Genomic DNA, 13,860 nt, shown 5'->3' on the forward strand with positions numbered 1-13,860 from the left:
TTTTAATACATATTTTCATAATAACTTTGGTAATCTTCTGAGATAATACTGCTGCTGGGCACTAACTGGCAGGAATAATCTTCAGCATTTACAATAGCCCCTTCCGGCAGGACTACATTCCTATATGCCGAGGAGTATTCCGGATATTCCTCACTCGGTTCCCGCTCTAACATGATTCCAAAGGAATAGTAGGACTGCTCACCCTCACTGTAGGGGTCTTCATAAGGAATCTCATATGTAATGTATCCGAAGTTATCTCCTGTAGGCTGTATATCATAAGTTCCCGCAGGGAAATCTACTCCGGCTGTCATAATCCCCGTAGCATCCACTGCCTCAGCAAGAGGATTCGAAATCCTGGATTCCAGTACCTGTGTCTGGGCATTCTCTGATGCAAAAGATACTGGATTCATTCCATCTACACAGACCAGGGCGCCTTTAAATAAGGGAACGCCTTCGGCCTGTTCAATCTCATATTCCTCTGTTCCAAAAGATTCCTGGTAATAAATAGAATGTGTGCTGTCATGAACCTCAAAGCTGCTTCCATCCTGACCTGACACAACATATTCTCCCTCTGGTATGTCTACTCCTACCATGTACATGCCTGCCGGAAGTTCATTGTCCCAGTGTTCACCCTGGGCTGGAATCTCTTCCAGTACTTCTACATATTCATAGTTCACCACAGATGACCCGTTGTCTGTGGCCTGGCCAATAAAGCTGGCCATGGACAAGCCCAGCATTACTAAAATTACTACTGCTATAAGGATAGCCAAGGCAATAAGCTTGGAAGGCTTATTTTTCTTTTGGACTGAAGCCGAAGAAAATCCCTTTATGTTTTTTAAATCCGTGCTCTTATATCCGCCTTTTCTTTCCTGTTTTTTTGGCAAAGCAGTTCCTGCCATTGTTTTCCAGTCCGCTGCCGAATTCTTCCTGGGGTTTTCTCCTTTGCTTTTCCCGGTACTTTTATTCCTATTTTCGTTCAGTACCGGCTGCTTATAGTTCTCTGCTCCTTCCTCTGTGTGAACATGGCTCATAGTTCCCATAGAGGTATGGTCATACTTTGACCGGTTTAAACAATTCCGATACATTTCATCGGACTTCCGATTGTCCATACCGCACTCTGTACAGACACCATCTTTCAGTTTTCCGCCGCATAGGCTGCAGGTATATTTCATCGCTCACCCTCCTTCACCCTGATATCCCCATTTTACCATATTTCTTTCAAGAACTACACTCAAATCTCAGTAAAAAAGAAGCCAATGACCTGAATACTGTCACTGGCTTTTCTTCAAATAGCGGGAGTAGGATTTGAACCTACGACCTTTGGGTTATGAGCCCAACGAGCTTCCAGACTGCTCCACCCCGCGGCGATATATTTATCTCTTCTTTATAAGTATAGTCCTCTGATAATGCTTTGTCAACCCTCATCCAATTTTTCCTTGTTCCCTCAAATTATCTATGTTATCCTTTATCCTATGAAAGGAGGAGACTATGAACCAGACATCAAAACTGAAAGAGCAGAAAGATCATGGAACTTCTGTATTCCCCTGCGGACTTTATGAAGTTTTTGACAATACTCCCTGGGACGGCGTAAAGCATCACTGGCATGATGAAATAGAAATTCTTTATTTTATGAAGGGCACTTTCAATGTCACTATCAATATGGAAAGCTTCCCTATTGAACAGGAGTGTTTTTTCTTTGTAAATCCCGGAGAGATCCATTCTGTAGAATGTTCTTCTCCTGCTACTGAATCTGCCATTGTCTTTCATCCCTGTATATTGAATTTTGAACATTATGACCTGGCTCAGACCCGGCTCATGCAGCCTCTCACCAGAGGCGAAATCCAGCTCCCTCGTTTTCTGGACATCTCCCATCCGGCTTTTTTCAGAATCAAAAAGGAATACCTGGACATTCTGAATGTTTTTCACCAGACTGGTTTTTTTCTGTCTGTGGAATATGAAACCGTGACTGAAGACATTCCCTCCCAGCTTTTTATCCGGGCCGGACTTCTGAAGATCCTGGGAACCCTGTCTTCGTTTTCTCTCCTGACCCAGCCGGAGAAAACCGATGATTACCGCGTCCGCATCATCAAGTCTTCCCTGGAATTTATACGAAACCACTATCAGGAAAAAATATACATCCACAATCTGGCAGAAAACGCTAATATGAATGAGCAGTACTTCTGCCGATTTTTTAAAAAAGCTCTGGGGAAATCACCTGTTACCTATATTAATGGATACCGTATCAAACAGGCGATCACCCTCCTTCAGGCCACTGACGCCCCTATTATGGAGATCTGCCTGGACTGCGGCTTTAATAATCTGGGGAACTTTCTCCGGGAATTTAAAAAGCATACAGGCTTTACGCCCCTCCAGTATCGAAAACATTATTCTTTGGAAAAGTCATAATATCGTAGTTTTTAATCAAATATTTGTAAGACCTTCTTGTTTTTGCACATTATAATGAGTTACCAGAAGCAAGGGACCGCCAGATTGGTTAAAAAGTCCTGGAAGAATAAAAACGACGGAGGTTATAAAAAATGGAAAAGAAATGGTGGCACGACAAAGTTGCCTATCAGATTTACCCAAAAAGTTTCTATGATTCTAACGGAGACGGAATTGGGGATCTACAGGGAATCATCAGCAAATTAGATTACTTAAAAGACTTGGGCGTGGATATCCTGTGGATTTCTCCTATCTACCCTTCCCCCTTTGCAGACCAGGGATATGACATTTCCGATTATTATAATATTGACCCTGCTTTCGGCACTTTGGAAGATATGGACGAGCTGATCAGAGAGGCCCATAAACGTCAGATGTATATTCTGATGGACCTGGTAGTAAACCACTGTTCCGATGAGCACGAGTGGTTTGAAAAAGCCTGTGCAGATCCATATGGAGAATACGGCAATTTTTTCTATATCGAGGACCGGAAAGAGGGAGAGCTCCCCTGCAACTGGAGGAGTTATTTCGGCGGTCCCGTGTGGGAACCACTCCCGGGACACCCTGACAAGCAGTACATGCATGTTTTTCATAGAAAACAGCCGGATCTGAACTGGGAAAATCCGGCAGTAAGAGAAGAAGTATATAAAAATATCAATTGGTGGCTGGACAAAGGCCTTGGTGGATTCCGTATCGATGCTATCATTAATATTAAAAAAGCACTGCCTTATAAAGACTATCCTTCTGACAGGGCTGACGGTCTATCTGATATTTCCCTAATGCTGGCAGATGCCCAGGGAATCGGTGAATTTCTGGGAGAAATGCAGGCACGAACTTTTGGCCCCCATGATGCTTTTTCCGTAGGTGAAGTATTCAATATCAAGGACGGAGAACTCCCTGATTTTGTAGGTGACAAGGGTTACTTCTCCTCTATCTTTGACTTTGCTACTACTTCCTTTGGAAAAGATGACAGAGGCTGGTACGCCAGCAAGCGGCCCACACCAGATGATTACAAAATATGTTATTTTGAATCTCAGAAGAAAATGGGAGACACAGGTTTCTACTCAAATATTATTGAAAACCATGACGAGCCCAGGGGAGTCAGCTATTATATCCCGGAAGGCGAGGTCTGTGACGCCAGCAAGAAACTTCTGGCCGCTATGTATTTCCTGATGAGAGGTCTTCCTTTTATTTACCAGGGACAGGAAATCGGAATGGAAAATCTCGGCGTGGTTCCTATTGATAAAGTAGACGATATCAGTGCTTTAGACCAGTATCAGGTCAGCCTGGATGCAGGTCTCAGCCCTGAAGAAGCACTGAAAGTCATCTCTGTTTACAGCAGAGACAACGCCAGGACTCCTGTTCAGTGGAACAGCAAAAAAAATGCAGGGTTTACAAAAGGAACTCCATGGCTCATGGTAAATCCAAACTATACTTCTATTAATGTAGAAGCTCAGGAAAAGAATCCTGATTCTGTCCTGTCCTTTTATAAGGAACTCATTGCTCTCAGGAAAAATCCTGATTATAAGGAAACTCTGGTATACGGTACTGTCATTCCTTATCTGGAAGGCCAGCACAATCTGATGGCTTATCACAGAAAGGGAGAAAAAGATCTGCTGGTGATCGGCAACTTCCAGAAGGATCCTCAGACTGCAGTCCTTCCTTCCGCCTGCAAAAATCTTCTGCTGAACAATTACCAGGACCTGGATATGAATGAAGAAAAGACTGCAGTACATTTGAAAGGCTATCAGGCTATTGTGATAGAACTGTAATTTTCCCAGTCTGCTTCCTTTTCACAGAATTTACACGGAATCCTCATAGTGTTGTCACAGAAAAAACACAGGTTCCCCTTAGACTGAATGACAGCAACAGGGAAATCAAGTTTTTACAGCAATGTGAAAGGAGCAGACTTCTATGAAAGCAAAAAAATACGGAAAATTACTGGCATTAGCTTGTGTGACTATGTTATCTGTGTCGGCCTTTACCGCCTGCAGCAATGATGAAGAAGACAGCAGTTCGGACTCTTCCAGCACCTACAGTTCAGATTCTGAAGATACCGATTCTTCCAGTACGGATAGCACAGATGCTTCCGATTCCGGCAGCTCTGATTCCAGCAGTTCAGACACTTCTCTGGATTCTTCAGAGGACAGCAGTGATTCTTATAGCCTGGACTCTGACAGTTCCAGCTCCTACGATCTGGATTCCGACAGTTCCACGGAGGAATAAAACATATATCGTCTCTGAACTGTTTTGAAACTATGATACCTTTCGTGTTTTATATTTTCTTTACAGGGAAGTGATTATTATGATGGGAGTATTACATGTTAATAGGGACAATAAAATTTTTTTAGACAATTACGCAGAACACAAAAAAATCAATTTAAGCTCAGGCCAGTATATATATTTTCGGGTAAAGAACAGCTGGATTCCGGTCATCGTCAAATATTCCCCTGAGTCAGGCCGGTGGTGTTTCTGCCATATGGAAAATATTAATATCAATGGCCGGGAGGCCATGATCAAAGATTATTACGATCCGGAAGATCCTGACAGTCAGGTATCCGGAGATAAATAAAAAAGTCTGTCTCATACAGCTCTGAGGAAAGATTTGCTGAATGAGGCAGACTTTTTTCAGCAAATTTTAACTTGACTTACATCATTTCAAATACTAAACTAATCACATAGAAAATCTTATATCATATCTTTCACATGTTCTTTATCCATATCGGGGATATCCCATTCGATTTTCAATAATAATATTTTTAATCAGGGAACCGTTGGGGTGCTATGTCAGCCGCCGGACGCAGGAAAGGAGGCTGGTGCTATGGTTACATACAGTGATATGTTTACTTTTGTAATTATGCTTTGTGCTGTCATAACTCTTGTTTTGGCTATATCTAACCACAAAAAATAGCGCCCCTGCTCTGGCAAAGTAAGGCGCTATTTTTGACTTATCTTTCCGGCGGTCAGATGTGCGCTGACCAACGGTTCTCTTGTTAAGTGTATTATACTCACCTTCCCTGAGGTTGTCAAGTCAAACACCCCGATACAACACGACGTACGCATGAATCTTTTTCCTCCCTCATTTAAAAAAATTGACTTTTTAAAAATTCAAAACCTGCTCCAAAAACTCTTCCGGATTCATGCTGATCACAAATCGTTTCTTTTTCATAGACAGATTAGGTCGAAAAATTTCTACCATTTTCAGGATGCTTATACACCATTTCCGTATGATATTCAGATTTTCTGCTGCCTGCTTATCTAACGTTGTGTTCGCATCCTCGGGAGTTTGACAGTTGAATAATAGAAAAAGTACTTGCAGGCCGCATAAAACCTGCATTTTTTGTGTCAATTTTTCTGTTTTTATATATTGTATTTTATTGCAATGTGTTGTAAAATATATAAAAGGGGGTATTTTTTCTATGAGAGTTGTAACCTCGAAATCCAAGAACGCTGAATCTTTTTATATTTCAAAAGGCTATGTCAATGACAAAGGAGCCAGTACTTCTGTTATCGTCAGGAAACTGGGAACTCTAAAAGAACTTTTACCAGAACACGGTCCGACACGAGATGATGTAATGGCCTGGGCAAGAGAACAAGCACGCATAGAAACTTTAAAGTATAAACAGGAAAAAGAAGAAAAACAGATAAAACTCACTTTTCATGCAGACCGCTTGCTGGATTATCATAAACAAACCTTTTTCCGTGGAGGATACCTTTTCCTGCAGTCCATCTATTATCAGATGCAGATGAATAAGAACTGTCGGAAATTGAAACAAAGATATAAATTTAAATATGACATCAACGCGATCCTTTCTGACTTGATCTATGCAAGGATACTGGATCCATGCAGCAAGCGTTCTTCCTATAAAGCTGCATCGGAGTTCTTAGAAAAACCTTCCTATGAACTTCATGATGTATACCGCGCCCTGGATGTTCTCGGTGCTGAATGCGACCTGATCCAGGCAGAAGTCTATAAAAACAGCCATTTCATGGGGAAAAGGAATGATAAGATCCTTTATTATGACTGCTCGAATTATTATTTCGAGATTGAACAGGAAGATGGCAGCAAAAAGTACGGGAAAAGCAAAGAACACAGACCGAATCCGATCATTCAAATGGGGCTTTTCATGGACGGGGATGGGATTCCCCTTGCGTTTTCTCTCTTCCCGGGAAATGCAAACGAACAGACATCCTTGAAGCCGTTAGAAAAGAAAGTTCTTGGGGATTTCGGATGCCAGAAATTTATTTACTGCAGCGATGCCGGACTGGGTTCAGAATCCATCCGGGAATACAACCATATGGGAGAGCGGGCTTATATCGTAACCCAGTCGATCAAAAAGCTGAAGAAAGAAGAAAAAGAGTGGGCGCTGGACCCGCAGGGATTTAAACGGGTCTCCGATGACAAGCCTGTCGATATCACGAAACTGCCGGAAGATGACAAAGGGCTTTATTACAAGGACGAACCGTATACCACAAAAAAGCTGCACCAGCGTTTAATCATAACTTATTCCCCAAAGTATGCCCTGTATCAGAAATCCATCCGTAACAAACAGGTGGAGCGGGCACAAAAAATGCTGGATTCGGGGAAAACAAAAAAGAACCGGAAGAACCCGAATGACCCGGCACGTTTCATTGGAAAGATGGCTGTTACAAAAGATGGGGAGGCTGCGGATATCAAACAGTATCTGGATGAGGATAAGATTGCAGAAGAGGTGCAGTATGATGGGCTCTATGCAGTATGCACGGATCTTTTAGATGATGAGGTCGATGATATCTTAAAAGTAAGTGAAGGCAGATGGAAGATCGAAGAATGCTTCCGGATCATGAAAACGGATTTTACTGCAAGACCGGTTTATTTAAGGGATGAAAACAGGATCAAAGCCCATTTCCTGATCTGTTTTCTTGGATTAACCGTCTACCGTTACCTTGAGAAAAAACTGGATTTAAAATACACCTGCGAAGAATTGCTGGACACACTGAAAGCAATGAACTTTGCCGGGATACAGGAGCAGGGCTTCATCCCTCTGTATCGTCGGGAAAGTATCACGGATGCTCTTCATGAAGCCTGCGGTTTCCGGACGGACTATCAATTCATAACCAAAAGTAAAATGAGAACAATCCAGAAAAAAAGTAAAGGGAAGGAATAAATTACTATAGTTCGAAACAACAGCAAAAATCGCTGTAGCCCAGTAAGCACAAGGGATACAGCGATTTTTTCTTCCGTCAACTGTCAAAGACAGGATTATATCCTCTTTCCTTAAAAGTCTCAATTTTTTTGCTGATCTGTATACGTTCGTGTGCTTATCCAGTTTCCCAGCTATTTTTCACTGTTTTCAAATATATAGGAGCGTCTGCACTAATCAAAGAAAAGAATATTTGTAGATTTTATTGCTCCATCTGCATCGCTTTGAGCCTATAGTCTCAAAGCTATACTCAACAAACTCGCATAAAATCTATAAATATCCCTGACATATGATTAATGCAGCCGCTCCTTCTATTCTTCCTCTTTAATCACCGACCTGATACTCTATCAGGTCCTCATCGATAATATTGTAATGTTCCCGGATGGCTTTCATCCCCTCCTGGACGTCATTTTTTTCCAGGCAGTCATAGACTCTCCTATGGCAGGCCAGAAGCCGGTCCCAGTTCTTCTGGGTAATGTGCTGAGTGTAGTCGCTGATCATGGTCTCAAAAAGTCCTGAAAGAGCTTCGTTTAAGAGAACCAGCAAATGGTTCCCGGAAATCAGGATCAAATGGTCATGAAACTGTTTATCCAGTTTCACTTTTTCCTGGTCCTGGCACTGGTCGATTCTATCCAGGATCTCTTTCAGCTCTTCTCTGGCCTTTAGGTCCGGATTTTTTACCGCCAGAAGGAAGGCGCCAATCTCAATAAATCTCCTAAGCTGGCTGATTTCTACATAGTTGCTTTCTTTCATGAAAAGCAGCAGGGAAAACAAACTGCTGAGGCTCTGGCCAACATGATTCACCAGAAAATTTCCCTGACCCTGGCGGCATTCCAGCAGTCCCATGTTTTCTAAGGTTCTGAGGGCTTCCCGGATAGAATTTCTGCTCAGCCCTAAAGTTGACATAAGTTCCCTTTCTGACGGAATCTTTCCTCCGAATTTCACGTCTCCCTTTTTCACCAGTTCTTTGATATACTCAATTACCAGAAAATAAACCTTTTCGTTTTCCCCTGTATTTTCTGCTTTTTCTGTTATTTCATCCATGTTCTGTAAATCCCCTGCTTTCTAAATATGACAATATGATATCTGCAGCTTTCTCTGTTCCTGTAACCCCTGCATCCAGACAAAGGTCATAGTCATTAACCTTTCCCCAGTTTCCTCCGGTATAAAACTTATGGAACTGAGCCCGTTCTTCCTCTACTTTCTCAATAAGTTTCCTGGCTTTATGGGCAGAAACCTTTTCCTGGTTTTCTATCCACTGTATCTTTTTATCCATCCCCGCATAAATAAAAATCTTTACACAGGAAGGGTCATCCCGAAAAATATAGCTTCCGCATCGTCCTATGAGAATACAGGGCCGTGAACTGCATATCTCTCTGATCTTCTGAAAAGGAACCTCTCCTGCTCTGTTTTCGCCCTGCCCCATAGCAATGGCATAAAGCAGGCTGTTTACCGGCTGTTCCTCATAAAAAACCCGTACTTCTTCATAATCCTCTCTGCCTTTTTCCATTTCCATAAGCTCTTCTTTTCCATAGAGAGGAATTCCCAGTTTTTGGGCGAGGATCCTTCCTACTTCTTTTCCGCCGCTTCCATATTGTCTGCCAATGGTAATCATAAAGTCTTTCATACCCATTCTCCTTTTCTCCTGGAAACTTTAAACAGGAAGTCCCGCAAATACTGAGGCTCCAATTACTGTGAGAAGCCCTGCCACTGCAATAGCCAGGCTGCTCATAGCGCCTTCCACCGGACCCATTTCCATAGCCTTGGCAGTTCCAATGGCATGGGAAGCCGTTCCCAGGGCCAGTCCTTTGGCAATAGGTTCCTGTATCCGGAATACCTTACATACTCCCTCTGCGATCACGTTTCCCAGAATACCGGTAATAATGATGACAGCCACGGTGATGGTCACAATGCCTCCCAGTTCCTGGGAAACCCCCATGCCGATAGCTGTTGTAATGGATTTTGGCAGAAGTGTTACATACTGTTCATGGTTCAGTCCGAAAAGCCGGGATAATAGATAGACGCTCCCCAGACTTGCCAGAGTTCCGGAAAATATTCCCGCCGCTACAGCTTTTAAATTTTCCTTTAAAAGGGTAAGCTGTTCATATAGAGGTACCGCCAGACAGACCGTAGCCGGCGTAAGCAGGTAGCTGATATACTGGGCTCCCCCGTTATACTGGTCGTAGTCTATACGCAGCACTGCCAGAGCCCCCATAACGCAAAGGATCCCGATAAGCAGAGGATTCAACACCGCCAGCTTAAAACGCTTTTTCAAAAGCAGCCCGATCTCATAGGCCAGAAAACTTAGTACTGCGCCGAAAAACACCGAATTAGTGAGAAATTCTTCCATTTTTTTTCTCCTTTCCGATCATTCCCTGTGTGACCCTGCCCGTCACTGCCATTACCAGGATCGTAGTCACAATGGTGATCAGGATCACAGGAAGCCAGACAGGTTGGAGAGCAGACCAGGATTCCATCAGCCCTACTCCCGCCGGAATAAACATCACCGGCATGATCTCTATCAGAAAAGTTGCTGTCTCCCGAACCTGCCCCAGTTTTAACACACCGGTAATCAAAGCACCCAGCATAAGCACCAGGCCATATACACTGGCCGGTACCGGCAGAGGAATCAGCATATGAAGGATTTCTCCAAGAAACGAAATAAATAAAATAATACTGAATTGCTTTAAAAATTTCACTTTTTCCTCCTCGTTAGTGGTAGTACCAGTCTATTATAGGATTCTCTCCTTTCAAAGTCAATGGGCTCGGGAAAACATAGACATAATTTCTTCTCTGTGATAGGATACTATCAGAAAAGCCATACGAATTAAAAAACAGAAAGTGGGGTCAAAATATGACAGTTACAGAACGATTTTTAAAATATATTGCGGTGGATACTACTTCAGATCCTTCCTCAGATACCTTTCCCAGTACAAGAAGCCAGGAAGCCTTTGCCAAGGCTCTTGCTGAGGAAATGAAGGAAACAGGACTTGAAAATGTTACTGTAGATTCTTATGGATATGTTTTTGGGACCATTCCCTCTACCATTGAAGATTATCAGGGAAAGATTCTGGGCTTCATTGCTCATATGGATACTTCCTGTGCGGAATCCGGCAAAAATATCCGTCCCCGGATTATTAAAAATTATGACGGGAAAGATATTGTATTAAACGAAGAAAAACAGATTGTTATGAGTCCCCGTGATTTTTCCAATCTGACTCAGTATCAGGGGCAGGATCTCATCGTCACCGACGGCACTACCCTTCTGGGAGGAGATGACAAGGCCGGGATCGCAGAGATCCTTACCGCTGCCCAATATCTTCTGGCTCATCCGGAAATTCCCCACGGACCTGTCCGGGTAGGGTTTACTCCTGACGAAGAGATCGGCCAGGGTACGGATCATTTTGATGTAGAAAAATTTGGCGCCGACTTTGCCTATACCATGGACGGCGGCGAATGCGGAGAACTGGAATATGAAAATTTCAACGCTGCCGAGGCAGTTGCAGATTTTCATGGCGTCAGCATCCATCCCGGTTCTGCCAAAGGCAAGATGATCAACGCTCTGCGTCTGGCTATGGAATTTGAGTCCCTTATGCCCTCCGCTCAGCGTCCGGAATGTACCGAAAGCCGTGAAGGATTTATCCATCTGGATGCTCTTCAGGGTTCTGTGGATCATGCCCGGTCAGAATATATTATCCGGGATCATGACATGTCTCTTTTCCAGGAGAAAAAGAAGCATATGGAAGATATGTCCAGAATCATGAATATAAAATACGGCTATGAAGCTGTATCCCTGAAAATTGAGGACTCTTATTTTAACATGAAAGAAAAAATAGAGCCCCATAAATTCCTCATTGACAACGTTTTAAAAGTATACGAAAAACTGGGAATCCGTCCCCAGATCCAGCCTATCCGGGGAGGAACCGACGGCGCCCAGCTTTCCTTTAAAGGACTTCCCTGCCCCAACCTGGGGACAGGGGACCACAACTGCCACGGTCATTTTGAATTTGTCTGTATACAGGCAATGGAAAAATCTGTAGAAGTCATTGTAGAGCTGGTTAAACTGTGGCATTAAAAAGTTCCATCAAAAGCGATTACAGCTAACTCTGTATTTTCGTAAAAAAACCGTTCATTAAGAGGAATCTGCTGAACTGCAGATTGCCTCTCTGAACGGTTTTTCTCTATTCCAGAGTCTCCTCTTCGCTGTCACTTTCGATAGCCTGGGAAGAACCTACAGGTTCAGCCCCCAGATACTCTTCCAAAGTAATATCCTGCTCATAGATCTCCTTGGCGGCTTCTTTTCCCACATACCGGTAATGCCAGGGTTCAAAAATAATTCCTGTAATATCGCTTTTATTCAGAGGATAGCGAAGGATGAACCCATATTTCCAGGAGTTTTCCATCAGCCACTGCTGGTCCTCGGTCTCCATCTGTTTCTCATCCAGGTTCATATATTCGGAAGATACAATGTCTACTGCGAGACCGATCTGATGCTCGCTGGTCCCCGGCACTGCCACTACGGTTCCGGCCTCCACTGCAGCCTCCTCCTGTGAAAGTCCCTCTTCCGCCATTACCCGCTGTATCTTATTCTGATAAAGGTATTCCTGAGTATCCCAGGACCGGAATGCCGAACAGATCACCGGATTGCGTCCGGCTGCCTGGGCGTCTGCAAACATATCTTCCAGATCTCCCATAATCCTGGCGTCTACCTGATATCCGTTGGCATCAATGGTTTCTGTAGCCACTTCCGGAACATCCTCCTGGGTCATAGGATTTTTGGCGTTTACCAGTTTCAGATACCACTGATCCTTTTCGCTTTCATCTGCCAGTTTCAGGCCATTATCTTCTTCCTTCTCTTCTGCCTCCTGGATTTCTTTCTTGGCCTGCTGCTCTGCATAAGCCTGAGCGGCAGCTTCCTGCTGTTTTGCCTTTATGGCATTGACTGCGCCTGCGATTCCCACAAGCAGCACCAGCAGAAAAATCCCCACCCGAAGGTTTCTCTGCCGGACTCTCCTGATATTTCCCCGGTATCTGGGTTTGTATCCTCCAGAGCCAGATCTGTGTTCTGTACTTTTTTCAGATCTCTGTGTGTATAGAACATCTTCTGGCGCTCTTCTCCTGGGCTTCCTGTTTTCCGATGTCTCTCTCCTATATCCTGTATCTTCCGACGGTCTCCTCCTGTATTCCGTACCATCTGGCTGTCTCCGTCTGTGTTCCGTACCATCTGGCTGTCTCCGTCTGTGTTCCGTACCTTCCGGCTGTCTCCGCCTGTATTCCGTACCTTCCGATGGCCTCCGCCTGCGCTCCCCGCCTTCTGACGGTCTCCGTCTGTGCTGTATACTTTCTCCGGGCCTCTTTCTGTACTCTGTTCCTCTCCCCGATTCCATATTTATAATCCCACCTTACCTGTCTGGTATATTCATTTTTCCAAAAAGCTTCCCCGTTAGTATACCACGTTTTTTTCTGTTTTTCTTCTTTTTATTACATTTTCATGAATAAAAGATTTCTAAAGTCTGTTTTTTCCATTTACAGGTAAGGGCTCTCCTATATTCCAGACGCTTCTGAGGCGGATGCCTTCTGGCCTTCCCCGCAGGATTTCCACTGTCTTTGTATCACCATTCAGATCAAAGTAGTTGTCCGACAGCACCAGATCCTCCTGGTCGTTGAGAATCTCCACACTTTTCGCATAAGTCTCTGCCTTAACCGTAATCTTGTTCTTTTCCACTGTACAGGACAGTTTCGGGTCCTCATACCGGAAATATTTCGGATAAGAAAAAATCACGGTTCCTTCTGAAATCTGTGTTTCTCCCTCCCAGGCCTGATAGCTGACGTATTCTTCAAACACATGGATATCCGGCAGTTCTTCCTTCTCCAGCCAGACACTGGAAAGAGGGGGAACCAGGATCTCTTTCTCTTTGCTGTAAAGGATCCGGGCTTTTGCATTGCGCACCTGCCATTTCACTGTCAGTTTTTTCTCGGCCAGCGTTTCATTTGAAACATTCAGGTGAATGGACTTCATCCCAACGGTATGGAAACTTGCTTGGGAATGTTTCCCACTGATTACTAATCCACCAATCAAGTTCATTTAGCACGATATTGGAAAGCAGCGGCGATAAAATACCGCCTTATGACGAGATAGATGTTATGCCGAGATACGTCCAGTATTCTTAAGATTTATCAGTATTTTTACTTTCTGAACTCGGCATAATACTTCTCTATTTTAAGGAATTTAAGAACT

Annotated in this window: 13 protein-coding genes and 1 tRNA gene; 5 read left to right on the plus strand and 9 right to left on the minus strand. The window is 43.6% G+C overall.

Annotation, left to right across the window (positions count from 1 at the left end; translation table 11 throughout):
- Positions 1-2: 2 nt before the first annotated feature.
- Complete coding sequence (locus tag B5G33_RS16635) at positions 3-1,172, minus strand: hypothetical protein (protein WP_087418431.1); 1,170 nt, start codon at positions 1,170-1,172, stop codon at positions 3-5.
- A 118-nt stretch (positions 1,173-1,290) separates the two neighbouring features.
- Positions 1,291-1,364, minus strand: a tRNA-Met gene (locus tag B5G33_RS16640).
- A gap of 124 nt (positions 1,365-1,488) precedes the next feature.
- On the opposite strand from B5G33_RS16640, the gene B5G33_RS16645 reads away from it, so the two are divergent.
- From B5G33_RS16645 to B5G33_RS16670, 4 genes are all read left to right on the plus strand, one after another.
- Entirely contained in the window at positions 1,489-2,406 is a 918-nt protein-coding gene (locus B5G33_RS16645) for a helix-turn-helix domain-containing protein (RefSeq protein WP_087418432.1), read from the plus strand.
- Positions 2,407-2,537: 131 nt separating this feature from the next.
- Complete coding sequence (locus tag B5G33_RS16650) at positions 2,538-4,211, plus strand: alpha-glucosidase (protein WP_087418433.1); 1,674 nt, start codon at positions 2,538-2,540, stop codon at positions 4,209-4,211.
- Between the two features lie 142 nt (positions 4,212-4,353).
- Positions 4,354-4,665, plus strand: coding sequence for a hypothetical protein (locus B5G33_RS16655; protein WP_087274453.1), 312 nt, complete (start codon positions 4,354-4,356; stop codon positions 4,663-4,665).
- A 1,193-nt stretch (positions 4,666-5,858) separates the two neighbouring features.
- Positions 5,859-7,586, plus strand: a complete 1,728-nt coding sequence (locus tag B5G33_RS16670) for an IS1634 family transposase (RefSeq protein ID WP_087418435.1) — start codon at positions 5,859-5,861, stop codon at positions 7,584-7,586.
- Between the two features lie 360 nt (positions 7,587-7,946).
- Here B5G33_RS16670 and B5G33_RS16675 read toward each other — a convergent pair whose 3' ends face one another.
- The 4 genes from B5G33_RS16675 to B5G33_RS16690 are packed head-to-tail and all read right to left on the minus strand — an operon-like array spanning position 7,947 to position 10,321.
- Positions 7,947-8,666, minus strand: coding sequence for a FadR/GntR family transcriptional regulator (locus B5G33_RS16675; RefSeq protein ID WP_087274981.1), 720 nt, complete (start codon positions 8,664-8,666; stop codon positions 7,947-7,949).
- The gene (locus B5G33_RS16680; protein ID WP_087274982.1) at positions 8,659-9,249 is read right to left on the minus strand and encodes a cytidylate kinase-like family protein; all 591 of its coding nucleotides are present in this window, start codon (positions 9,247-9,249) and stop codon (positions 8,659-8,661) included. Before B5G33_RS16680 ends, B5G33_RS16675 begins: the two co-directional genes overlap by 8 nt.
- Positions 9,250-9,276: 27 nt before the next feature.
- On the minus strand, positions 9,277-9,972 hold the full coding sequence (locus tag B5G33_RS16685) for an LrgB family protein (RefSeq protein WP_087274980.1): 696 nt from the start codon (positions 9,970-9,972) through the stop codon (positions 9,277-9,279).
- Positions 9,953-10,321 (minus strand): CidA/LrgA family protein, encoded by a 369-nt coding sequence (locus B5G33_RS16690; protein WP_087274979.1) that lies wholly within the window; start codon positions 10,319-10,321, stop codon positions 9,953-9,955. The genes B5G33_RS16685 and B5G33_RS16690 overlap by 20 nt, the downstream gene beginning before the upstream one ends.
- Before the next feature lie 155 nt (positions 10,322-10,476).
- Between B5G33_RS16690 and pepT the strand changes: the two genes are divergently transcribed.
- Complete coding sequence (gene pepT / locus B5G33_RS16695; protein WP_087418436.1) at positions 10,477-11,697, plus strand: peptidase T; 1,221 nt, start codon at positions 10,477-10,479, stop codon at positions 11,695-11,697.
- 106 nt (positions 11,698-11,803) lie between these two features.
- Here the strand turns inward: pepT and B5G33_RS16700 are convergent, their stop codons facing one another.
- The 3 genes from B5G33_RS16700 to B5G33_RS21425 form a co-directional block, all read right to left on the minus strand.
- A complete protein-coding gene (locus B5G33_RS16700) occupies positions 11,804-12,610 on the minus strand; it encodes a M15 family metallopeptidase (protein ID WP_242971419.1) in 807 nt (268 codons plus the stop codon).
- Entirely contained in the window at positions 12,553-12,846 is a 294-nt protein-coding gene (locus tag B5G33_RS22045; RefSeq protein ID WP_242971418.1) for a hypothetical protein, read from the minus strand. The genes B5G33_RS16700 and B5G33_RS22045 overlap by 58 nt, the downstream gene beginning before the upstream one ends.
- 282 nt (positions 12,847-13,128) lie before the next feature.
- Positions 13,129-13,641 carry a glycoside hydrolase family 2 protein gene (locus B5G33_RS21425; RefSeq protein WP_087418438.1) on the minus strand — a complete coding sequence of 171 codons (513 nt, stop codon included), beginning with the start codon at positions 13,639-13,641 and terminating at the stop codon, positions 13,129-13,131.
- Positions 13,642-13,860 lie beyond the last annotated feature (219 nt).

The sequence above is a fragment of the Blautia sp. An81 genome, assembly GCF_002161285.1.
GTDB classification, from domain to species: domain Bacteria; phylum Bacillota; class Clostridia; order Lachnospirales; family Lachnospiraceae; genus Blautia; species Blautia ornithocaccae.

Excerpts from the sequence above, each read along its gene's own strand:
- B5G33_RS16635 (WP_087418431.1), bottom strand. The coding sequence starts at position 1,172 with ATGAAATATACCTGCAGCCTATGCGGCGGAAAACTGAAAGATGGTGTC.
- B5G33_RS16645 (WP_087418432.1), top strand. The coding sequence starts at position 1,489 with ATGAACCAGACATCAAAACTGAAAGAGCAGAAAGATCATGGAACTTCT.
- B5G33_RS16650 (WP_087418433.1), top strand. The coding sequence starts at position 2,538 with ATGGAAAAGAAATGGTGGCACGACAAAGTTGCCTATCAGATTTACCCA.
- B5G33_RS16655 (WP_087274453.1), top strand. The coding sequence starts at position 4,354 with ATGAAAGCAAAAAAATACGGAAAATTACTGGCATTAGCTTGTGTGACT.
- B5G33_RS16670 (WP_087418435.1), top strand. The coding sequence starts at position 5,859 with ATGAGAGTTGTAACCTCGAAATCCAAGAACGCTGAATCTTTTTATATT.
- B5G33_RS16675 (WP_087274981.1), bottom strand. The coding sequence starts at position 8,666 with ATGGATGAAATAACAGAAAAAGCAGAAAATACAGGGGAAAACGAAAAG.
- B5G33_RS16680 (WP_087274982.1), bottom strand. The coding sequence starts at position 9,249 with ATGAAAGACTTTATGATTACCATTGGCAGACAATATGGAAGCGGCGGA.
- B5G33_RS16685 (WP_087274980.1), bottom strand. The coding sequence starts at position 9,972 with ATGGAAGAATTTCTCACTAATTCGGTGTTTTTCGGCGCAGTACTAAGT.
- pepT (WP_087418436.1), top strand. The coding sequence starts at position 10,477 with ATGACAGTTACAGAACGATTTTTAAAATATATTGCGGTGGATACTACT.
- B5G33_RS22045 (WP_242971418.1), bottom strand. The coding sequence starts at position 12,846 with ATGGTACGGAACACAGACGGAGACAGCCAGATGGTACGGAATACAGGA.
- B5G33_RS21425 (WP_087418438.1), bottom strand. The coding sequence starts at position 13,641 with ATGAAGTCCATTCACCTGAATGTTTCAAATGAAACGCTGGCCGAGAAA.